This window comes from Streptomyces sp. NPDC002156, assembly GCF_053593675.1.
Map to the genome: position 1 here is coordinate 21,970 of NZ_JBSFDA010000070.1, position 20,886 is coordinate 42,855.

Below are 20,886 nucleotides of genomic sequence, written 5' to 3' on the forward strand. Positions count from 1 at the left end.
CACCGGTAGGGGCCAACTGCCGACTCCGGTGTGACCATCGCCTGATCCGATCGAGCGACCTGCCCGTCGTGCTCCGCACAGATCGTCGCAGAGCGTGAACTAGGCTCTGGAAACGCCCGAACCGGAGTCCCGGCGGGCTTGCGCGTGCAGGTGGACGGGAGTGTGGCCCGTGACGGATCAGGCGGTGGACACAGACGGCACGAAGCTGTCCGGAAATGATCGGCCGCCCGTTCCCACGGTCAGTCAGTTCCTCGGCCGGACAAGAGAGTTGAAGGAACTGCGCGCCGACATCGAGCGCGCCGGACTTGACACCCTCGCGGGCCGGAAGGCGCCCCGCGCGCGCGTGCTGCTCATCGCGGGCAAGCCCGGCTCGGGCCGCACCGCCCTCGCCGAGGAGCTGGCCCGGCAGGTCGCGGACAGTTACCCGGACGGCATCCTGTGCGCCCGGCTCGCCGAACCCGACGGCACCCCCGTACCGACCGAGCGCACCGCCCGCGAGCTGCTGACCACCCTGGAACTGCCCACCCCGCCCGGCGCCGACGAGGACGAGCTGTCCGAGGCGCTGCGCGACGCGCTGGCCGACCGGCGGATGCTGCTCCTGCTCGACGACGCGGCCGACCCCGAGCAGGTCGACGCGCTGCTGCCGGACAACCCCGACTGCCTCGCCGTCGCCGTCTCCGGCGGCCCGCTGACCGGGATCTCCGACGTCCGCCCGTGCACCCTGGGCGGCCTCGACACCAAGTCGGCCGTGGAACTGCTCGAACGCTTCACGGGCTCGGTACGCATCACCGTGGACCCGCGCTCCGCCGAAGGACTCGCCGAGGCGTGCCAGGGCCAGCCCGCCGCACTGATGCTGGCCGGAGGCTGGCTCGCGGCCCGGCCCAAGGCGGCCGTCTCCGACCTCGCCAAGCAACTGCACGCCGAGAGCGACGAGGGCACCGCCCTGAGCCGCGTCTTCCGCCTTGTGTACGCCTCGCTGCCGGCCCCGGCCGCCCGGATACTGCGACTGCTCGCTCTCGCCCCCGGCGGCCTGGTCGACCCGCAGACGGCCTCTGCGCTGGCCGGCTGCTCCGTCGGCGGCGCCCGTGCCACCCTGGACGACTTCGTCGCCCTGAGCCTCCTGACGGCCGTGGACTCGCCGCTGCCGCAGTACGAGGTCCCCGGCTGCCTGCTGCCCCTCCTGCGCCCCCTCGCGGAGTCCCAGGACCGCCCGGCCGAGCTGCAGCTGGCCCGCGCGCGGATGCTGGAGCGGACCGTACGGCTGCTGGTGTCCTGCCGGGCCATCACCGAGACCGACAGCCCGACGGCGCGCGAGAAACTCCTCGGCACGCCCAGCGCGCTGCGCTTCCCCAACCCGAGGGCGGCGGCGGACTGGCTGACCATCCGCAGGCCCGCCCTGCTCGCCGCGGCCCGCATGGCGGTGGCCGACGGCGAGCTGGACACACTGGCCCGCCGCCTGATGTCCGCCCTGGTCAAGGCCATGGTCGCGCATATCGGCACCCAGGCCGCCGCGCCCGACCTGTACGGCGTCCACCGCCTCGTCCTCGATGTCGCCGAACGCCGGAAACTGCCCCGCGAGCGGGCCGCCGCCCTGCTGAACCTCGCCGACCTGGACGCGCAGACCGGCCGTACGAACGACGCGCTGGCCCGCTACCGGGCCGCCCTGGACGCCGGACGCGAGGCGAACGACCCGTACGCCACCGGGCGCGCGATGGAATCCGTAGGGGGCGCACACCAGGAACTCGGGGACCACGACCGCGCCGCCGACTGGTACGGGCGCGCGCTCGCCCAGCGCCTGGCGCGCGACGAGCGCGAGGACGCCGCCCGGCTGTACGGCCGTATCGCCACCGCGCACACCTACGCGGGCCGCTACGGCGAGGCACTGCGCAACTGGCGTGCCGCGGTGGCCGGTTACCGCAAGAACGGCGATGTGGCCGCCCACGCGCGCGCGTTGAGCGAGCTGGCGCGGGTCCAGGAGTACGCGGGGCGGCCCGAGGAGTCGCTGCGCACCTGCCAGGAGGCCGTGGAGTGGGCGCGGCGCGCCGACGACGTGCGGCTGCAGGGAGCGCTCCAGCTGCGGCTGGCCGACACGCTGGAGCACCTCGGCGATCCGGCCGCGGCACGGCTGCACCGGAGCGCCGCGGAGCGGCTGCTGGGCGACGATCCGCAGGCCCAGGAGAGTGAGCCGGACCTCCCTGAGGATGATCCGGACCCGGAACACGGTGCTAACGCCTACGAAATCCGTAGTACATCAGTCGAAGATTGATGCATTGAAAGGCTAGACACCGAGAACGCCTTCATTAAACTGGCTCTACCGCGCCTTCTCCTGCGGTCTCCTGGTGTGCCCCCGCACGTCCGGGTATGTATTGCTATGCCCCCACACACCCTCTGAGCCAAGGACCGTGATCGACGTGAAGGTCGGCATCCCCCGCGAGGTCAAGAACAACGAGTTCCGCGTGGCCATCACGCCCGCCGGAGTGCACGAGCTGGTGCGTCACGGCCACCAGGTCGTCATCGAGCACGGCGCCGGCGTCGGCTCCTCGATCACGGACGACGAGTTCGTGGCCGCCGGCGCGCGGATCCTGCCCACGGCCGACGAGGTGTGGGCCACCGCCGACCTGCTGCTGAAGGTCAAGGAGCCCATCGCCGAGGAGTACCACCGCCTCCGCAAGGACCAGACGCTCTTCACCTACCTGCACCTGGCCGCGTCCAAGGAGTGCACGGACGCGCTCGTCGGGTCCGGCACCACAGCGATCGCCTACGAGACCGTCGAGCTGCCCGGTCGCGCCCTGCCGCTGCTCGCCCCGATGTCGGAGGTCGCCGGCCGGCTGGCCCCGCAGGTCGGCGCCTACCACCTGATGCGCTCGGTCGGCGGACGTGGCGTGCTCCCTGGCGGCGTCCCCGGTACGCAGCCCGCGCGGGCCGTCGTCATCGGCGGCGGCGTCTCCGGCTGGAACGCCACGCAGATCGCCGTCGGCATGGGTTTCCACGTCACGCTGCTCGACCGCGACATCAACAAGCTGCGCGAGGCCGACAAGGTCTTCGGCACCAAGGTCCGGGCGATCATGTCCAACTCCTTCGAGCTGGAGAAGGCCGTCCTGGACGCAGACCTCGTCATCGGCGCGGTGCTGATCCCCGGCGCCAAGGCCCCGAAGCTGGTCACCAACGAACTCGTGTCGCGGATGAAGCCGGGAAGCGTTCTCGTCGACATCGCGATCGACCAGGGCGGCTGCTTCGAGGACTCGCGCCCCACGACCCACGCCGAACCGACCTTCCAGGTCCACGGATCGGTCTTCTACTGCGTCGCCAACATGCCCGGCGCGGTGCCCAACACGTCGACCTACGCGCTCACCAACGCCACGCTGCCCTACATCGTGGAACTCGCCGACCGCGGCTGGGCGGCGGCGCTGCGTCGCGATCCCGCGCTCGCCCGGGGCCTCAACACGCATGACGGCAAGGTCGTCTACCGCGAGGTCGCGGAGGCGCACGGGCTGGAGCACGTCGAGTTGGACTCGCTGCTCGGCTGATGGTGTCACCTGAGGTTCCCGGCGGTCCCGCAGGGGCTCCCGGTCGACAAAAAGACCAAGTCATCAGCGGGTAAAAGGCGATACGTCAACAGGCATCGTCAACGCCCCGCGCCCCGCCGGACCTTGCCCGACAAGGTCCGGCCGGATGTGTGTATGGTCACTTTGCGACACTCGTTCAACTCGCCTCGAACGTAACGCTTCAACCGATTCGCGCACCGGTGAAACCTGCCGTGCGACGGCCGTACGCCCTTGACAGAGGGATGTTTCATTGCCGACACATCGGGCCCGGTACGGCGGATTGTGTTGCTGCGAACGGCCGACACGCCATAGAGTCGCCAACCGTCGGCATGGTGCCACGCTGACCTATCGAGAAGTTACCTGGTCACCAAGGAGGTAAGACGACTTGTGAATGAGTCGACATTTACTCCCGGGGGTGGTCAACCAGGAATGCCGGCGCGGGGCTCGGGCCCCACGGGGCTCGCGGCTGTCGGCTCCGTCGCGGTCCGCACCTTCGCAGCCCACCAGGGTCACCCGATGCCGGTGGTGACTCAGCCCGCACACATGAGCATGGATGGCCATCACGTGAACGCCATGGCCGGCGACGGTAGTGGCGGGGTCCACAACCACTTCGCCGACTACGACGAACTGCCCGACGGGCACTTCTACGACCCCGACGCCGAGTACGAGCCCGATCCGGAGTACGCGGCCACGCTCGCGCCCGACGCGGCCCGTCAGCGCCGTGAGCGCATCGGTCCCACCGGGCGCCCGCTGCCGTACTTCCCGATCCCGGGTCCGCTGACCAGTCACGGCCCCGCGACGATCGTCGCGATGTGCAACCAGAAGGGCGGCGTGGGCAAGACCACGTCGACCATCAACCTGGGTGCGGCGCTCGCGGAGTACGGACGCCGGGTCCTGCTGGTCGACTTCGACCCGCAGGGCGCCCTCTCCGTGGGCCTCGGTGTGAACCCGATGGAACTCGACCTGACGGTCTACAACCTGCTCATGGAGCGGGGGATGTCCGCGGACGAGGTCCTGCTGAAGACCGCGGTCCCGAACATGGACCTGCTGCCGAGCAACATCGACCTGTCGGCGGCCGAGGTGCAGCTGGTGTCGGAGGTCGCTCGCGAGTCGACGCTCCAGCGTGCCCTGAAGCCGCTCATGGCCGACTACGACTACATCGTGATCGACTGTCAGCCCTCGCTCGGTCTGCTCACCGTGAACGCCCTGACAGCGGCTCACAAGGTGATAGTGCCTCTGGAATGCGAGTTCTTCGCACTGCGCGGTGTCGCGCTGCTGACGGAGACCATCGAGAAGGTCCAGGAGCGGCTGAACCCGGAGCTGGAGCTGGACGGGATCCTCGCCACGATGTACGACTCGCGCACGGTGCACAGCCGTGAGGTGCTCGCACGTGTCGTCGAGGCCTTCGACGACCACGTCTACCACACGGTCATCGGACGCACGGTCCGCTTCCCGGAGACCACGGTCGCCGGCGAGCCGATCACCACGTACGCCTCCAACTCCGTCGGCGCCGCCGCTTATCGCCAGCTCGCCAGGGAGGTGCTCGCCCGGTGTCACGCCGAGTGAGTCTGCCGGGGGCCGACGAACTGTTCCGCACCACCGGGGGCATGGCGCTCCAGTCGTCCACGCCCAGGCGCCAGGCCAACGGCGAGCCCCGCGTGCCGGCGCCCGCCGGCGAGAGCGACGGGGCCGCCGCCTCGGAGGACGCGCCGCACTCGGTGCCCGTCCAGGGCGGTGACGGCGACGGTGACGAGCATGTCGCCGCCGGCGCGGACTCGTCCGATGCCGGGGAGTCGCGCAGCCGGGGGGCCACCGCGGAGCGTTCGGCGCGGCGGCAGGGCGAGCAGGAAGGTTCTGCCTCCGGGCAGGGGCCCTCGCCGCAGTCGGTCTCGGCGTCCCGCAAGCGAAGCGGACGGGCCCCCTCACGGCGGCCCAGCGGGCGCGAGCGGCACGACGAGAAGATCACGGTGTACGTCTCCGCCGAGGAGCTGATGGATCTGGAGCACGCGCGCCTGGTGCTCCGGGGCGAGCACGGGCTCGCGGTCGACCGCGGCCGGATCGTGCGCGAAGCGGTCGCGGTGGTGCTCGCGGATCTCGAGTCCCGTGGGGACGCGAGCATCCTCGTACGACGGTTGCGCGGGCGCTAGCGGTAGCCTGCGGGGCCATGACCTCGAACGACGCCCCCGCATCCGGCCCCGGCTCCGCCGGCCGTCGGCGTGTGCTGGGGCGGGGGCCGGGGGGCTCGCCGCCGGTTCCGGTCGAGGAGCCCGTAGAGGCTCCCGAGGAGCCGGTGCGCGAGGAGTCGGCCGCAGTCGTTCCGGTGGGCGAGGAAGTACCGGAGGCCCCGGTTCCGCCGGTGGAACCGGCGCCCGAGCCGGAGCCGCCCGCCGAGCCGGTCACGCCCGAACCCGATGACGGGGTTTTCCGGATTCGGCTGGCCAACTTCGAAGGGCCGTTCGATCTCCTCCTCCAGCTGATCTCCAAGCACAAGCTCGACGTCACCGAGGTCGCCCTCTCCAAGGTGACCGACGAGTTCATGGCGCACATCAGGGCGATGGGCCCGGACTGGGATCTCGACCAGACCACCGAGTTCCTGGTCGTCGCGGCCACCCTGCTGGACCTGAAGGCCGCGCGGCTGCTGCCCTCCGCCGAGGTCGAGGACGAGGCGGACCTGGCCCTCCTTGAGGCCCGGGACCTGCTGTTCGCGCGGCTGCTCCAGTACCGCGCGTACAAACAGATCGCCGACATCTTCAGCCGCCGCCTCGACGACGAGGCCCGGCGTTACCCCCGTACCGTCGGACTGGAACCGCATCACGCCGAACTGCTGCCCGAGGTCGTCATCAGCATCGGGGCGGAGGGGTTCGCGAAGCTCGCCGTGAAGGCGATGCAGCCGAAGCCCAGGCCCCAGGTGTACGTCGACCACATCCACGCGCCCCTGGTGAGCGTCCAGGAGCAGGCCGGGATCGTGGTCGCGCGGCTGCGGGAGCTGGGCGAGGCCACCTTCCAGGAGCTGGTCGAGGACACCGACGACACGCTGACCGTCGTCGCGCGCTTCCTGGCCCTGCTGGAGCTGTACCGGGAGAAGGCCGTCGCCCTGGACCAGGAGACCGCTCTGGGGGAGCTGGTGGTGCGCTGGACGGGCGGGGAGGGCGATCGGGAGCCGACGGTCACCGACGAGTTCGACCGGCCGCCAGAGGTGCCGGAGGAGAAGGCGAAGGAGGAGAAGGCGTGAGCGAGGAGACCACCGAGGTGCCGGCCGGGCTGAGGACCGTCGCCGATCTCGATCTCAGGCCCGCCCTGGAGGCCGTACTCATGGTCGTGGACGAACCCGCGACCGAGGAACACCTCGCGAAGATACTGCAGCGGCCCCGGCGGCAGATCGCGGACGCCCTGCGCGCGCTGGCCGACGACTACACCGTCCAGGGGCGCGGTTTCGAGCTGCGGATCGTCGCCGGGGGCTGGCGTTTCTACTCCCGGCCCGAGTACGCGGCGGCCGTCGAGGGCTTCGTCCTGGACGGCCAGCACGCGCGGCTCACGCAGGCGGCGCTGGAGACGCTCGCGGTCGTCGCGTACCGCCAGCCGGTCAGCCGCAGCCGGGTCTCGGCCGTCCGCGGAGTCAACTGCGACGGGGTCATGCGGACCCTGTTGCAGCGCGGTCTGGTCCAGGAGGCGGGAACAGAACCCGAAACAGGTGCGATCCTGTACACGACGACGAACTACTTTCTGGAGCGAATGGGCCTGCGAGGCCTGGACGAGCTCCCGGAGCTCGCGCCCTTCCTCCCGGAGGCGGACGCGATCGAGGCCGAGACGCTGGAAGGGGTCCCGTCGTTCGATCCGGATGCACCGGATGCAGATGCAGACGACACGACGACGACGGAACTTTGATGCGAAGCAGTGGCAGTGGCAGCGGCAGGAACAACGGACGCGGCAACCCCCGCGGGACCGGTGGTGGCGGTAACTCGCGTGGCTCCGGTGGTGGCGGCAACCCTCGCGGCTCCGGTGGTGGCGGTAACTCCCGCGGCTCCGGCGGAGGCGGCAACTCCCGGGGGACCGATGGGGGCGGTGCCCAGCCGAGGAGCGCGGGAGGGCGCGACGACAAGCCGAAGCGCGCCGCCAATCCCCGTCCCGAGGAGCGTCGCTACGACGTAGGCCCCGGCGCGTCCCACGAGGGCCCGAAGTCCGGACGCGGCGCCGCCGCGCGCGGAGGGGCCAAGGGCGGGCCCAAGCAGGGCCAGGGCAGCACCGGACGCGGCCGCTGGGCCCCGGCGACCTCCCGTGAGTACGACGCGCGGGCCGAGGAGCGCAACCGGGAGCGGTACGCCGGCAAGAAGGACGTCAAGCTCCCCAAGACGTTCCCGGGCGCCGAGCAGGAGGGCGAGCGGCTCCAGAAGATCCTCGCGCGCGCGGGCTACGGTTCCCGGCGGGCCTGCGAGGAGCTGATCGAGCAGTCCCGCGTCGAGGTCAACGGCGAGATCGTGGTGGAGCAGGGGCTGCGTGTCGACCCCGAGCACGACGAGATCAAGGTCGACGGGCTGACGGTGGCCACGCAGTCGTACCAGTTCTTCTCGCTGAACAAGCCCGCGGGCGTCGTCTCCACGATGGAGGACAACGAGGGCCGGCAGTGCCTCGGCGACTACGTGACGAACCGCGAGACGCGGCTCTTCCACGTCGGACGGCTCGACACCGAGACCGAGGGCGTCATCCTGCTCACCAACCACGGTGAGCTGGCGCACCGGCTGACCCACCCCAAGTACGGCGTGAAGAAGGTCTACCTCGCGCACATCGTGGGCCCGATCCCGCGCGACCTGGGCAAGCAGCTCAAGGACGGCATCCAGCTGGAGGACGGGTACGCGCGTGCGGACCACTTCCGGGTGGTCGAGCAGACCGGCAAGAACTACCTCGTCGAGGTCACCCTCCACGAGGGCCGCAAGCACATCGTGCGCCGCATGCTCGCGGAGGCCGGCTTCCCGGTCGACAAGCTGGTGCGGGTCTCCTTCGGCCCGATCACCCTGGGCGACCAGAAGTCGGGCTGGCTGCGCCGGCTGTCCAACACCGAGGTCGGCATGCTGATGAAGGAAGTCGATCTCTAGCAGTACCGATCTGTAAGCAGTACCGGGCGCCTCCTGAGCGCCTCTTGCACTCGTCGGCCGGTTCCGGAGTTCTCCGGGGCCGGCCGCCTGTGTTGCCGGGAGGGCCGTCGGTGGGCTCCTGGGCGCGCTGGAGAGGATTTGGCGCCCGCCCGGGTCTCTCCGGGTCTCGCGGCCCCTCCTGGGCGCCTGAGAGGCCGCTGAGGGGCTTTTGGCGTATGGGAGTCGTCAAGAAGGCTTGTGCGGGGTGCCCGCGCTCTTTATAGTCGGTATGACTATTGGTCATGGTGACCATAAAGGGTGACTGTAAGGGAGGTGGGCGGGCATGACCGCACCTTTGAACGGAACGGCGTGGGGCCGGGCTCCCGAGGGGTACGACAAGTACGCCTTCGAACCCTTCGCCGTCACCGTCGATCTGGCCGTACTCACCCTCCGCGCGGGCGCGCTGCACGTGCTGCTCGTCGAGCGCGGTCACGAGCCGTACGCCGGACGCTGGGCACTGCCCGGAGGCTTCGTCCTGCCCGACGAGTCCGCGGAGACGGCGGCCCGGCGTGAACTCGCCGAGGAGACCGGCCTGTCGGACGTGTCCGGGCTGCACCTGGAGCAGCTGCGCACCTACAGCGAACCCGACCGCGACCCGAGAATGCGGGTCGTGTCCGTGGCCTTCGCCGCGCTGCTGCCGCACGCGCCCGAACCGCACGGCGGCGGGGACGCGGCGCAGGCCCAATGGCTGCGGTACAACGCGCTCGGGCCGCTCGCCTTCGACCACGACCGCATCCTGGCCGACGCCCACGACCGGGTCGGCGCCAAGCTGGAGTACTCCTGCATCGCGACCGCCTTCTGCCCGCCCGAGTTCACCCTGGGCGAGCTGCGGCAGGTCTACGAGACCGTGTGGGGCACCGCGCTCGACCCGCCCAACTTCCGCCGCAAGGTGCTCGCCACGCCGGGCTTCGTCGAACCGGTACCGGGCGCCGCACGTCTCACCGGCGGCCGGGGCAAACCCGCCGCGCTGTACCGCGCGGGCACCGCGGCCACCCTGCACCCACCGCTGCTGCGCCCGACCACGTCGGTGTCGCCCGCCTCGCCTCCGTCGGCCCCTTCGCCCTCTCCCTCAGAACCGTCTCCCTCGTCACCGTCACCGACGTCACCGGAAGGACGCCCCGAATGACCACCACGACCGTCAGGAAGCGTGCCGCGAGCGGGGCGTTGATCGGGCTCGCGCTCGGCGACGCGCTGGGCTTCCCGACCGAGTTCAGCGACATCCCGTCCATCCTCGCCAAGTGCGGTCCGTGGCGGCAGATGGAGCTGCCCACGCCCGCGATCGTCACCGACGACACGCAGATGACGCTGGCGCTCGCGCACGGTCTGCGCGCGGCGACGGACCGGGGGCTGCTCACCCCGGCGGGGATGGAACGGCCGGTGCGCGAGGAGTTCGTGAAGTGGTTCCGGTCGCCGGACAACAACCGGGCGCCGGGCCACACCTGCCTGGTCGCCTGCAACCTGCTGGAGAAGGAGCGGCTGCCCTGGCAGGAGGCCAGCCAGATCGGCTCGAAGGGCTGCGGCGCCAACATGCGCGTGGCGCCTCTGGGTCTGCTCCCGGGCCTGAGCGACGAACAGCGCGCGGGCGCCGCCCAGTTGCAGGCGGCCCTCACCCACGGCCACCCGACGGCCCTGGCCGCCTCCGACCTCACCGCGCACGCCGTACGGCTGCTCGCGCAGGGCGCCGACCCGGGCGTGCTGGTGACCCTGCTGCGTACGTACGCGCACGAGAGCCGCAGTCACTACTACCACCGCTGGCTGGGCGACCTGTGGACGCACAGCCACGATCCGAGCCCCGAACACTTCATCGCCCGCGGCTGGGACGAGTGCCTGGCGATCCTGGACCGGCTCCAGCGCGCCGTCCGCACCGCCTCGCCCGAGGACGACCCCTGCCTCGCCACCGGCGCCGGCTGGACCGCCGAGGAGGCCCTGGCCACCGGCCTGCTGTGCTTCCTGCTCTTCCCGGGCGAGCCCCTCACGGCCCTGCGCCGCGCCGCCTGTACGTCGGGTGACTCGGACTCGATCGCCTGCCTGACCGGAGCGTTCGCCGGTGCCTGGCACGGCACCGACGCATGGCCCACGCGGTGGGCGGACCGGATCGAGTACGGGGGTGACCTGCAGACGTTGGGGGCCCTTTGGGACAGCTGACGGGATGCTGGGGGCTGTGCCCCCAGACCCCCCTTCGCGCTGAACGCGCTCGTCCTCAAACGCCGGACGGGCTGGAAGTGCCGGCCGGCGCTTCAGCAGATGCGCGGCGCGTGCGGACCAGGAAGTCCTCCACGCGTCGCCGGTCCGGTTCCTCCGGGAGCGGGCTGCGGTGGGACGCCTGTTCCGCCTCCGCCGCCAGGCGGGTCATCCGGGACTCGATCTCCGGCCACGGCACCTCGCCCCGCTTCACCTCCAGCAGCCGTTCGCGCTCGTCGCCGACGTCGATCGTCAGCGTGCCCGTGCGCAGCAGGTCGCGGCAGCTCATGAGGAGGCGCAGCAGGTGCATCGCGTGCTTCCAGCGCGGGGCGCCGTGGACACGGACGTCGGCCTCCAGCTTCTTGTGCTGGCCGAGCGCGTAGCGCGCGAACGTCTCGTGCGCCTGGCGGGAGAGGAACGCCCCGCGCAGGGCCAGGAGTTCGCGGCCGGTGTCGTCGGCGTACTCCACGAGCGGGGAGTGGAGGCACTCCAGGATGTTCGGGTTGGCGCGCAGAGCCAGTGTGCAGAAGCGTTCCAGCTCCCAGCTGAACTGCTCCTCCGCGGGGCCCTCCACATGCGTGGGCGGCTTCTCGAAGAGCCAGAACAGGGGAGTGGGCGCGAGGAACACCCCGCGCCGGTCCGTGTCGCTGCCGTCCGTCGCCAGGCCGAAGGCGCGCGAGCCCATCACGCAGGCGTAGATCGTGTGATCGCGTACGAGGGCTTCGGGGGTGGAATGCGGGCGCATTCCGGGAGCGTACGCGTGGTGCTCACGCCAGGCGGATCGAATTTCCCGTGACCGTGATCTGCTTCTCGGCCAGCGGCTGCGTCGCCGGGGGGTTGGTCACCGAACCGTCAGTGATGCTGAACTTGCTGCCGTGGCAGGTGCAGTTGATCGTGCCGTCCGAGACGTTCGCCACCGGGCACTTCTGGTGCGTACAGATCGAGGTGAACGCCTTGAACTCGCCGTCCTTCGGCTGCGTCACCACGACCTGCTCGTCCTTGAAGATCTTGCCGCCGCCGACAGGGATCTCGGCCGTCGTGGTCAGCTCCTGGCCAGGGGTCCCGGCGGAGGTCTCGTCGGAGGACGACGATTCGTCGCCGTACTCGCTGCATCCCGCCGTGAGCGCCGCCGCGCCTGTCGCGAGGAGGACCGTGCGTCGCGTCGGGCCTTGCGTCATGTCGTCACTCCGAAAGTGCGGAAGAACCAGAGGGCGGAAGTCAGCCAGACGATCGTCAGGACCGTGAAGACCAGTCCGCCGATGACCGGCAGCAGCCAGCCGGGCAGTCGATCCCAGCGAAGCAGCAGCATCTTTGCACTGAAAGCGCCGAAGAAGAAGCAACCCAGGAGGGAGTGCCACATCACTCGTGAATCGTATGTTTGATATCCGAAAGCGTACAGACAGTGCACCGCCACCGGGACCGCTGTCAGGAACGCGATCCGGCCCGACCAGCGGTGCAGCGTTCCCGACCAGCTCGGGCCCGGCAGCTTCCCGTACACCATGGCCGCCGACACGACCTGGACGAGCGCGAAGCCGAAGGCCGCTGTCGCGAGCCAGGACTTCACCGCGCCCGTGCTGCTGAACCCGGCCAGGTTGAAGGCGGTGCCCTCCGGGTCGTGGACCTTGCCGTACACGCCCAGGGCCAGTGCCACGGCGGCGGCGACGAGCGCCGGGACGAGGTAGCGGGCCGCGCTCGGGCCGCCGGGGGCCGGCGGGCGCGGCGGGAAGCTCTGGGTGGCGGCGTTCGGGTCCACGGTCATGTTCGGCTCCCTGTCCCTGTACCTGTCCCTGGTGGCTTGAGGCGGTGCTTCACGGGGTGACCGGGCGGGCCGTCAGCTGCTCGCCGTCGATCGTCACCGCGCCGGTCTCCGGGTCGATCCGGGGCGCGGGGGAGGGCTTGCCGTTGCGGTTGAGGATGCCGACCTGGTCCCCGGTGGACAGCACGATCCAGCCGCCGTCGATCTCGGCGTTCCGCACGGTCGCGGTCGCCCGGTAGAGCCCGGACGGTTTGACCGCCTTGTCCGCGGTGAAGGCGTAGTGCCCGCCCTCGATGTCGACCGTGCCGCGGATGCTCTTGCCCTTGAGGGTGCCGTTCAGTACGGAGCCGCCCTTGCCGGTGAGCTTCATGGAACCGTCGGCTTCGACATCGCCCTTCAGCCACGACTCCTTGTCACGGCCGTCGCAGAAGTACGCGATCGCCCTCCCGTCGCGCAGCGAGACCGACACCGCGGAGGTGTCGTCGTCCGTACGGCCCGCGTAGTCGGCGTTCGGTGCGGGGTTCTTGGTGGGTGACGGGGACGGGGACGGGGTCGGCGATGGGGACGCCTTCGTCCTCGTCGGTGCCGGGGACGGTGACACCTTGTCTGCGGGTGTGTCCGCCTGGGACGTGGACGCGGGCTTCGTCCCTGTCGTCGCGTTGAGCGACAGCATGAACAGGGCCAACAGCAGTCCCGCGAGCAGTGTGAAAAGTGGTCCGGTGCGCTTCATCGGGCCTCCCCCGAGGCGAGCTTCCTGCCATGAGAGCGGACCCGCGCCGCCGCGTCCAGAGCGCGTGGGCGTGTTCGCACGCCGACTCGCGGATTGGGGCGAATCGGGTGACATTGGCAAGGCCTGGTGCGAGCCGTGCGGCGCGTCTCAGGGGGCGGGCGCCACGGAGCCGTCGCACACGCGCTGACTAGGCTGTGGACCAAGACCTTTACATCAGCTCAGCAAGGAGCATCACCGTGGCGGTACGAGCGGTCCGGGGCGCCGTCCAACTGGATCGGGACGAGGCCGGGCACATGGACGAGCGGGTCAGCGAGCTGCTCACCGCGGTCCTGGAGCGCAACAGCCTCACCGCGGACGACCTGATCAGCGTCTGGTTCACGGCCACGCCCGACCTGCACAGCGACTTCCCGGCCGCCGCGGCCCGCAAGCTCGGCATCGTCGACGTACCGCTGATCTGCGCCCAGGAACTGGACATCGAGGGCGCGATGCCGCGAGTCGTCCGGATCCTCGCCCACATCGAGTCCGACCTGCCCCGCGCCGACATCGCGCACGTCTACCTCGGTGCCGCGGCGGCCCTGCGCAAGGACATCGCCCAGTGAGAACCGCACTCGTCATCGGCACGGGCCTCATCGGTACGTCCGCCGCGCTCGCTCTCGTCTCGCGTGGCGTCGTCGTCCACCTCGCCGACCACGACCCCGAGCAGGCCCGTACGGCAGCCGCCCTGGGCGCGGGCACGGACGAGCCGCCGGAGGGCCCGGTCGACCTCGCGATCGTCGCCGCGCCGCCCGCGCACGTCGCCGGTGCCCTCGCCGACGCGATGCGCCGGGGCGTCGCGCGCGGCTACCTCGACGTGGCCAGCGTCAAGGGCGGCCCGCGCCGCGAGCTGGAGGCACTGGGCCTCGACCTGTCGTCGTACATCGGCTCGCACCCCATGTCGGGCCGCGAGAAGTCGGGCCCGCTGGCCGCGACCGGCGATCTCTTCGAGGGCCGCCCCTGGGTGCTGACGCCGACCCGGGACACCGACACCGAGGTTCTCAATCTCGCTCTGGAGCTGGTCTCGCACTGCCGTGCGGTCCCCGTGGTGATGGACGCGGACGCCCACGACCGTGCCGTGGCCCTCGTCTCCCACATGCCCCACCTGGTCTCCAGCATGGTCGCCGCGCGGCTGGAGAACGCCGAGGAGGCCGCCGTACGGCTGTGCGGGCAGGGCATCCGGGACGTGACCCGGATCGCCGCGTCCGACCCCGGCATGTGGATCGACATCCTCTCCGCCAACCCCGGGCCGGTCGCCGACCTCCTCACGGACGTCGCCGGCGACCTGGAGGAGACGGTGCGGGCGCTGCGGTCCCTGCAGTCCTCCGACGAGGAGAAGCGGCGCGAGGGTGTCTCCGGGGTCGAGGACGTGCTGCGGCGCGGGAACGCGGGGCAGGTGCGGGTGCCCGGCAAGCACGGGTCCGCTCCGCGGGTCTACGAGGTGGTTGCGGTGCTGATCGACGACCAGCCTGGGCAGCTGGCCCGGATCTTCGCCGATGCGGGGCGGGCGGGGGTCAATATCGAGGATGTGCGGATCGAGCATGCGACGGGGCAGCAGGCGGGGCTTGTCCAGTTGATGGTGGAGCCGAAGGCTGCACCTGTTCTTTCGGCTGCGTTGAGGGAACGGGGCTGGGCGATTCGGCAGTAGTGAGCGGTGTTGGTGTGGGCGTTACTGGGGGCTGCCGCCCCCAGACCCCCGCTTCGGCCTGAACGGCCTCGTCCTCAATCGCCGGACGGGCTGGAGATGCGGGCCGGCGCTGAAGAGGCACCGCACGAGCCTGAGGGTCCCGGCATGGAAACGCGTGCGGCCGGACGAGTGACCCGCACCCAGTAACCTTGTCCGGGGCACCAACCGCCCCCACCCCACCACCCCGGACCAGGAAGGTGCCTCCACAGTGGATCGCGCCGCAGTGATTGTCGCCATTGACGGGCCCTCCGGCACAGGCAAGTCGAGCACGTCCAAGGCCGTTGCCGCGCAGCTCGGGCTCAGCTACCTGGACACCGGGGCCCAGTACCGGGCGATCACCTGGTGGATGGTGACCAACGGGATCGACATCACGGACCCCTCCGCGATCGCCGCTGTGGCGGGCAAGCCCGAGATCGTCTCCGGCACGGATCCGGAGAACCCGACGATCACTGTGGACGGCACCGACGTCGGCGGTCCGATCCGTACCCAGGAGGTCACCGCCAAGGTCAGCGCGGTGAGCGCCGTGCCCGAGGTGCGGGCCCTGATCACCGAGCTGCAGCGGTCCATCGCCGCGTCCGCCGTGACGGGGATCGTCGTCGAGGGGCGGGACATCGGGACGACCGTGCTGCCCGACGCCGACCTGAAGATCTTCCTCACCGCGTCCCCGGAGGCGCGTGCCGCCCGCCGCAGCGGTGAGCTGAAGGGCGCCGACGTCAACAGCACCCGCGAGGCGCTGCTGAAGCGGGACGCGGCCGACTCCAGCCGCAAGACCTCACCGCTCGCCAAGGCGGACGACGCCGTGGAGGTCGACACCTCCGAGCTGACCCTCCAGCAGGTCATCGAGTGTGTCGTCACCCTTGTCGAGGAGAAGCGGGACGCGAAGTGAGCGACCCGTCGAACATTCCGTCGGAGCGCGGCGCCGAGGTCGGGCGCCGGATCGGCGTCGGCCTGATGTACGGGCTGTGGCGGCCGCGTGTGCTCGGTGCCTGGAAGGTGCCCGCGACCGGGCCGGTGATCTTCGCCGTCAATCACTCCCACAACATCGACGGGCCGATGGTCATCGGTGTGGCACCCCGGGCCTCGCACTTCCTGGTCAAGAAGGAGGCGTTCATCGGCCCGATCGCCACCTTCATGCGCGCCACCGGCCAGCTGGAGGTCGACCGCTCGACGGCCGACCGTACGGCGATCAGCCGGGCCCTGGGCGTGCTGGCGAACGGCGGGGTGCTCGGGATCTTTCCCGAGGGCAGCCGCGGCGACGGCGACTTCGCCTCGCTGCGCTCCGGGCTCGCCTACTTCGCCGTGCGCAGCGGCGCGCCCATCGTTCCGGTGGCCGTGCTGGGAAGCACTGACCGGCGCGGACGGTTGATAAAGGCGCTGCCTCCGCTGCGTAGCCGCGTCGACGTGGTCTTCGGTGACCCGTTCGAGGCGGGCGACGGCAGCGGGCGGCGTACGCGCGCGGCGCTGGACGAGGCGACCATACGTATCCAGAAGCACCTCACCGCGCACCTGGACAACGCCAGACGCCTCACCGGCCGAGGGGAAAACGCCGAGCGGCCCGCTGAGCGCTGAGCGACACTTGAGTACTTGTGCAGTTTGAGCAGTTTGAGTAGTGGATCACCCGACAATCGGGGGGTTCCACCGATCACCACGATGAACGAGGTACGGACTTCATGAACGACCACATTCCCTCCGAGAGCTCGGGAGAGTACGAGCACGGAGAGCTTGGCGATGCCGAGTACGCGGAGTTCATGGAGCTCGCCGCGGTGGAGGGCTTCGACATCGAGGATGTCGAGGGCGCGATCGACGAGGCGGGACACGGGCCACTGCCCGTCCTCGCCGTCGTCGGACGGCCGAACGTCGGCAAGTCGACGCTCGTCAACCGCATCATCGGGCGCCGCGAGGCCGTCGTCGAGGACAAGCCCGGTGTCACCCGCGACCGCGTCACCTACGAGGCCGAGTGGGCCGGGCGGCGCTTCAAGATCGTCGACACCGGCGGCTGGGAGCAGGACGTCCTCGGTATCGACGCCTCCGTGGCCGCGCAGGCCGAGTACGCGATCGAGGCGTCCGACGCGGTCGTCTTCGTCGTCGACGCCAAGGTCGGCGCCACCGACACCGACGAGGCCGTCGTCCGGCTGCTGCGCAAGGCCGGCAAGCCCGTCGTCCTGTGCGCCAACAAGGTCGACGGACCGAGCGGCGAGGCCGACGCCACGTCCCTCTGGGCCCTCGGGCTCGGCGAGCCGCACCCCGTCTCCTCCCTGCACGGCCGCGGCACCGGCGACATGCTGGACGCCGTCCTGGAGGCGCTGCCCGAGGCGCCCGCGCAGACCTTCGGCGCCGGGGTCGGCGGCCCGCGCCGGATCGCCCTCATCGGCCGCCCGAACGTCGGCAAGTCCTCGCTGCTGAACAAGGTGGCGGGCCAGGAGCGGGTCGTCGTCAACGAGATCGCGGGCACCACCCGTGACCCGGTCGACGAGCTGATCGAACTCGGCGGCGTCACCTGGAAGTTCGTCGACACGGCGGGCATCCGCAAGCGCGTCCACCTCCAGCAGGGCGCCGACTACTACGCCTCGCTGCGTACGGCCGCCGCCGTGGAGAAGGCCGAGGTCGCGGTCATCCTGATCGACGGCTCCGAGAACATCTCCATCCAGGACCAGCGGATCGTCACCATGGCCGTCGAGGCGGGCCGCGCGATCGTCCTCGCGTACAACAAGTGGGACACGCTCGACGAGGAGCGCCGCTACTACCTGGAGCGGGAGATCGAGACCGAGCTGGCCCAGGTCGCGTGGGCGCCCCGCGTCAACGTCTCGGCCCGCACCGGCCGTCACATGGAGAAGCTGGTCCCCGCGATCGAGGCGGCCCTCGCGGGCTGGGAGACCCGGGTCCCGACGGGCCGCCTGAACGCCTTCCTCGGCGAACTGGTCGCCGCCCACCCGCACCCGGTCCGGGGCGGCAAGCAGCCGCGCATCCTGTTCGGCACCCAGGCGGGCACCAAGCCCCCGCGGTTCGTGCTCTTCGCCTCCGGCTTCATCGAGGCCGGCTACCGCCGCTTCATCGAGCGGCGTCTGCGCGAGGAGTTCAGCTTCGAGGGGACGCCGATCCACATCTCGGTGCGGGTACGCGAGAAGCGCGGCAAGAAGAAGTAAGCAGCACGTCTCACGTGACTGAGGGCGGCTCCCGATCGGGAGCCGCCCTCAGTCACGTGCAGGTGGTGGTCACAGGCCCCGGCGCGGGCCCGGTGGCAGTGCGGCCGGGATGTGGGTCATCCCGGTGTAGTGCTGCTGCCGCGTGCCCGTCTGCCACACGGCGGTTGCGGTCGCCGTCTGCGTCTGCCCCTGCTGCGCGTCGAGTTGACCGACCCGCTGCCACACGGACGGCTGGCTCCCGCCGGTGCGCGCACTGAACGCCCCCGCGCTGTAGGCGCTGTACGAACCCGACCCGAGCGAGCCGCCGTACGAGGCATGGCCGCTCGGACTGCTCCCGAAGGCCGTGAAGTTCAGCTCCTCCTCGCCACTGCGGTCACCCGGCCGCGACCGGAAGGACTTGCCGTACTCGGCGTAGAGCGCGTCGTAGATCGGCGTCGCCGATGGGCCGCTGGAGTAGGACTGGCGGCGGGGAGCGTCGTAGGTGTGCACACCCCTCCAAACGACCCCAAAGCCCAACAGATGCGGCCACTATCCCGATTTTGCAGGGCGCGAAGCGCCCGCAAAAGGGGCGCGGGGAACTGCGCGACAAGCCACACGCGACCGAGAGCCGCCATCTAACCGAAGCCCCCAACCCCTATGGCGCTCACGTCCCCGCGAGCGGCAACGCACTGGCAACCAACTTGCCGACCCCCGCCGCCTTGTCCAACGCGTCCCGCAACAGATCCTCCCGGGGCTGGCGCCCGATGGACCCCACCGGCGCCGCGAACATCAGCACCTGCTGATGCTTGTTCGCGGCGGCCCGCCAGCTCTCCGTGACCTGGAGCGGCTGGTGCGCCTGCCACCAGGCCACCGCGGACCCGCCGTTCGGCCCCGGCTGCAGTACGGCGTGCAGCTGGCCCGCCGCGAGCAGCACCGACCAGCCGTGCAGCACGGGCGGCACCTCCGTCAGCTCGGTCAGCGGCATGAAGCCCTGCTCGATGAGGAGCGGCAGGAAGTCGTCGCCGACGTCGGTCGTGCCGGGGCGGACGATCGGGGCGGTCGGTTCGACGACCAGGGCGGGGTGCAACTCGCCCTCGATCAGGACGAGTCCGCTGGTGACCCCCAGTACGGCCTGCTCGGGTGGGGCCGTCGGGGCCTCCTCGTCGGCGTTGATGGAGCGGACCGCGCCCTGGAGCTGCTCCTCGGTGACCTGGACGACCTGCGAGGGCAGGCAGCCCGCGTGGGCGAAGGCGAGGACGGCGGTCTCGTCCCCGATGAAGAGGACGGTGCTGGTGCGCTCCTGGGCGGAGTCGCCCGGCGTGCGGCAGGACGTGCAGTCGTAACTGCCCGGGGCGTTGTCGCCGGCGAGCAGCCGGTCGGCTTCTTCGTCGCCGATCTCGGCGCGGACCTCGTCGCTGACATCGAGCATGCGCGGCACGGGTGGCTCCCTCGGGATGCGGTACGTGGCGGGGCCGGGTCGCCCCCGGCCGGTGGGCCCGGACAGTCCGGGCTCATGAAGATGACAACGGGCGATCTGTGGCGGGGGTCACGCTGCACGGCGAACGGAATCGAACCATCACATGCACACGGTCACGTTGGGTACGGAATCGAGCACTCCATGTCAAGTAACGGACAGGTTACGGAAGTTGGTTTGGTGAACTGACTCACAGTTTGTCCGAGTAGCTGGTCGACAAATCAGGAAATGCGCGAATGAAGTGGGTGGCCGAGATTCGCTGCTACCCACGGTAACTATCAACTGGCCTGGGGCAACAGGGAATTGGTTGTTAACGGGTCGTCAGGGTCCATAGATTCCTCCGCTGTGTGCAGAGAGCACCGCTTGGGTACGTCCGCCGGCCGCGCAGAACCAGACATCGCGCAGCACCACCGCCGACGGACGGGGCGGAGTGTGCCGACCGCGTCACCGCGCGGCCGACACGTTCCGGTCAGGGGGAGCCCGGGTCCGTAGAGAGGGATCTACATGTCCGAATGTGCCGATAGTTACACCCGCAAGTCGCGCAAGACGGCGGTCCTCGCCGGGGCGGCACTGCTCGCCCCTCTTGGTCTGCTGGCCGCGACCGGCAACGCCGCGGCAGCGGACAGCGGGGTGTGGGACCGCATCGCCCAGTGCGAGAGTGGCGGCAACTGGCACATCAACACCGGCAACGGCTACTACGGAGGACTCCAGTTCTCCGCGAGCACCTGGCGCGCCTACGGCGGTACGGCCTACGCGGCCACCGCCGACGGGGCCACCAAGTCCCAGCAGATCTCCGTCGCCACCAAGGTCCAGAACGCCCAGGGCTGGGGCGCGTGGCCGACCTGTTCGTCGCGCGCCGGAGCCTCTGGGAGCGCTCCCGCCGCATCGGGCTCCGACTCGGGCTCCGGTTCGGCCGGCACCAAGTCGACGAAGAAGTCGACCAAGAAGGCGACCGGTTCCGGCGAGTCCGCCGCGTCCAAGGTCCCGTCGCAGGCGCCCGAGCGCGCGCCTGCCCACACCAACCGCAGCTCGTCCCGCGGTGACGGCGACTACACCGTCCGCGCGGGCGACACCCTGAGCGGCATCGCCGCCCGGTACACGACCACCTGGCAGCACCTGTACGCCGCCAACAAGGCCGTCATCGGCGACAGCCCCGACCTGATCGTGCCCGGACAGAGGCTCGACATCTGAGCCGCTCCCCCTGAGTCGGGCACGGTGCCCCATCCGGT

At 70.7% G+C, this 20,886-nt stretch carries 21 protein-coding genes; 15 read left to right on the forward strand and 6 right to left on the reverse strand.

Translation table 11 applies throughout. The features are described 5' to 3' along the window. The first annotated feature begins 169 nt into the window (after positions 1–169). From ACWCRB_RS26295 to ACWCRB_RS26335, 9 genes are all read left to right on the forward strand, one after another. On the forward strand, positions 170–2,266 hold the full coding sequence (locus ACWCRB_RS26295) for a tetratricopeptide repeat protein (RefSeq protein WP_450998378.1): 2,097 nt from the start codon (positions 170–172) through the stop codon (positions 2,264–2,266). A gap of 145 nt (positions 2,267–2,411) precedes the next feature. Then, positions 2,412–3,527, forward strand: a complete 1,116-nt coding sequence (gene ald / locus ACWCRB_RS26300) for an alanine dehydrogenase (RefSeq protein WP_450998404.1) — start codon at positions 2,412–2,414, stop codon at positions 3,525–3,527. Positions 3,528–3,974: 447 nt separating this feature from the next. Continuing rightward, positions 3,975–5,111, forward strand: coding sequence for a ParA family protein (locus tag ACWCRB_RS26305; protein ID WP_389357801.1), 1,137 nt, complete (start codon positions 3,975–3,977; stop codon positions 5,109–5,111). Continuing rightward, a complete protein-coding gene (locus ACWCRB_RS26310) occupies positions 5,096–5,692 on the forward strand; it encodes a hypothetical protein (protein ID WP_450998379.1) in 597 nt (198 codons plus the stop codon). The genes ACWCRB_RS26305 and ACWCRB_RS26310 overlap by 16 nt, the downstream gene beginning before the upstream one ends. Before the next feature lie 17 nt (positions 5,693–5,709). Beyond that, a complete protein-coding gene (locus tag ACWCRB_RS26315; protein WP_450998380.1) occupies positions 5,710–6,777 on the forward strand; it encodes a segregation and condensation protein A in 1,068 nt (355 codons plus the stop codon). Continuing rightward, a complete protein-coding gene (scpB, locus tag ACWCRB_RS26320; protein WP_450998381.1) occupies positions 6,774–7,430 on the forward strand; it encodes an SMC-Scp complex subunit ScpB in 657 nt (218 codons plus the stop codon). The genes ACWCRB_RS26315 and scpB overlap by 4 nt, the downstream gene beginning before the upstream one ends. Then, on the forward strand, positions 7,430–8,635 hold the full coding sequence (locus ACWCRB_RS26325; protein WP_450998382.1) for a pseudouridine synthase: 1,206 nt from the start codon (positions 7,430–7,432) through the stop codon (positions 8,633–8,635). The genes scpB and ACWCRB_RS26325 overlap by 1 nt, the downstream gene beginning before the upstream one ends. Before the next feature lie 322 nt (positions 8,636–8,957). Further along, positions 8,958–9,800 carry an NUDIX hydrolase gene (locus tag ACWCRB_RS26330; protein WP_450998383.1) on the forward strand — a complete coding sequence of 281 codons (843 nt, stop codon included), beginning with the start codon at positions 8,958–8,960 and terminating at the stop codon, positions 9,798–9,800. Next, positions 9,797–10,819, forward strand: coding sequence for an ADP-ribosylglycohydrolase family protein (locus ACWCRB_RS26335; protein ID WP_450998384.1), 1,023 nt, complete (start codon positions 9,797–9,799; stop codon positions 10,817–10,819). Before ACWCRB_RS26330 ends, ACWCRB_RS26335 begins: the two co-directional genes overlap by 4 nt. A gap of 55 nt (positions 10,820–10,874) precedes the next feature. Here ACWCRB_RS26335 and ACWCRB_RS26340 read toward each other — a convergent pair whose 3' ends face one another. The 4 genes from ACWCRB_RS26340 to ACWCRB_RS26355 are packed head-to-tail and all read right to left on the reverse strand — an operon-like array spanning position 10,875 to position 13,341. Next, positions 10,875–11,600 carry a nucleotidyltransferase domain-containing protein gene (locus ACWCRB_RS26340; RefSeq protein ID WP_450998385.1) on the reverse strand — a complete coding sequence of 242 codons (726 nt, stop codon included), beginning with the start codon at positions 11,598–11,600 and terminating at the stop codon, positions 10,875–10,877. 22 nt (positions 11,601–11,622) lie between these two features. Further along, entirely contained in the window at positions 11,623–12,033 is a 411-nt protein-coding gene (locus ACWCRB_RS26345) for a Rieske (2Fe-2S) protein (protein WP_450998386.1), read from the reverse strand. Continuing rightward, positions 12,030–12,614 carry a DUF6529 family protein gene (locus ACWCRB_RS26350; RefSeq protein ID WP_450998387.1) on the reverse strand — a complete coding sequence of 195 codons (585 nt, stop codon included), beginning with the start codon at positions 12,612–12,614 and terminating at the stop codon, positions 12,030–12,032. The genes ACWCRB_RS26345 and ACWCRB_RS26350 overlap by 4 nt, the downstream gene beginning before the upstream one ends. A 49-nt stretch (positions 12,615–12,663) precedes the next feature. Continuing rightward, positions 12,664–13,341, reverse strand: coding sequence for a hypothetical protein (locus ACWCRB_RS26355; RefSeq protein ID WP_450998388.1), 678 nt, complete (start codon positions 13,339–13,341; stop codon positions 12,664–12,666). A gap of 236 nt (positions 13,342–13,577) precedes the next feature. On the opposite strand from ACWCRB_RS26355, the gene aroH reads away from it, so the two are divergent. From aroH to der, 5 genes are all read left to right on the forward strand, one after another. Next, entirely contained in the window at positions 13,578–13,940 is a 363-nt protein-coding gene (gene aroH, locus ACWCRB_RS26360; protein WP_369032928.1) for a chorismate mutase, read from the forward strand. Then, entirely contained in the window at positions 13,937–15,022 is a 1,086-nt protein-coding gene (locus ACWCRB_RS26365) for a prephenate dehydrogenase (protein ID WP_450998389.1), read from the forward strand. The genes aroH and ACWCRB_RS26365 overlap by 4 nt, the downstream gene beginning before the upstream one ends. 247 nt (positions 15,023–15,269) lie before the next feature. Beyond that, positions 15,270–15,947, forward strand: a complete 678-nt coding sequence (gene cmk / locus ACWCRB_RS26370; protein WP_450998390.1) for a (d)CMP kinase — start codon at positions 15,270–15,272, stop codon at positions 15,945–15,947. Positions 15,948–16,012: 65 nt separating this feature from the next. Beyond that, positions 16,013–16,630, forward strand: coding sequence for a lysophospholipid acyltransferase family protein (locus tag ACWCRB_RS26375; RefSeq protein WP_450998405.1), 618 nt, complete (start codon positions 16,013–16,015; stop codon positions 16,628–16,630). A gap of 101 nt (positions 16,631–16,731) precedes the next feature. Beyond that, the gene (der, locus tag ACWCRB_RS26380) at positions 16,732–18,204 is read left to right on the forward strand and encodes a ribosome biogenesis GTPase Der (protein ID WP_450998391.1); all 1,473 of its coding nucleotides are present in this window, start codon (positions 16,732–16,734) and stop codon (positions 18,202–18,204) included. Positions 18,205–18,273: 69 nt separating this feature from the next. Here the strand turns inward: der and ACWCRB_RS26385 are convergent, their stop codons facing one another. Both ACWCRB_RS26385 and ACWCRB_RS26390 read right to left on the reverse strand, forming a co-directional pair. Beyond that, complete coding sequence (locus ACWCRB_RS26385) at positions 18,274–18,693, reverse strand: hypothetical protein (protein ID WP_450998392.1); 420 nt, start codon at positions 18,691–18,693, stop codon at positions 18,274–18,276. Positions 18,694–18,847: 154 nt separating this feature from the next. After that, entirely contained in the window at positions 18,848–19,621 is a 774-nt protein-coding gene (locus tag ACWCRB_RS26390; RefSeq protein ID WP_450998393.1) for a hypothetical protein, read from the reverse strand. Between the two features lie 540 nt (positions 19,622–20,161). Here ACWCRB_RS26390 and ACWCRB_RS26395 point away from each other — a divergent pair. After that, entirely contained in the window at positions 20,162–20,848 is a 687-nt protein-coding gene (locus ACWCRB_RS26395) for a LysM peptidoglycan-binding domain-containing protein (protein ID WP_450998394.1), read from the forward strand. Positions 20,849–20,886: the final 38 nt, after the last annotated feature.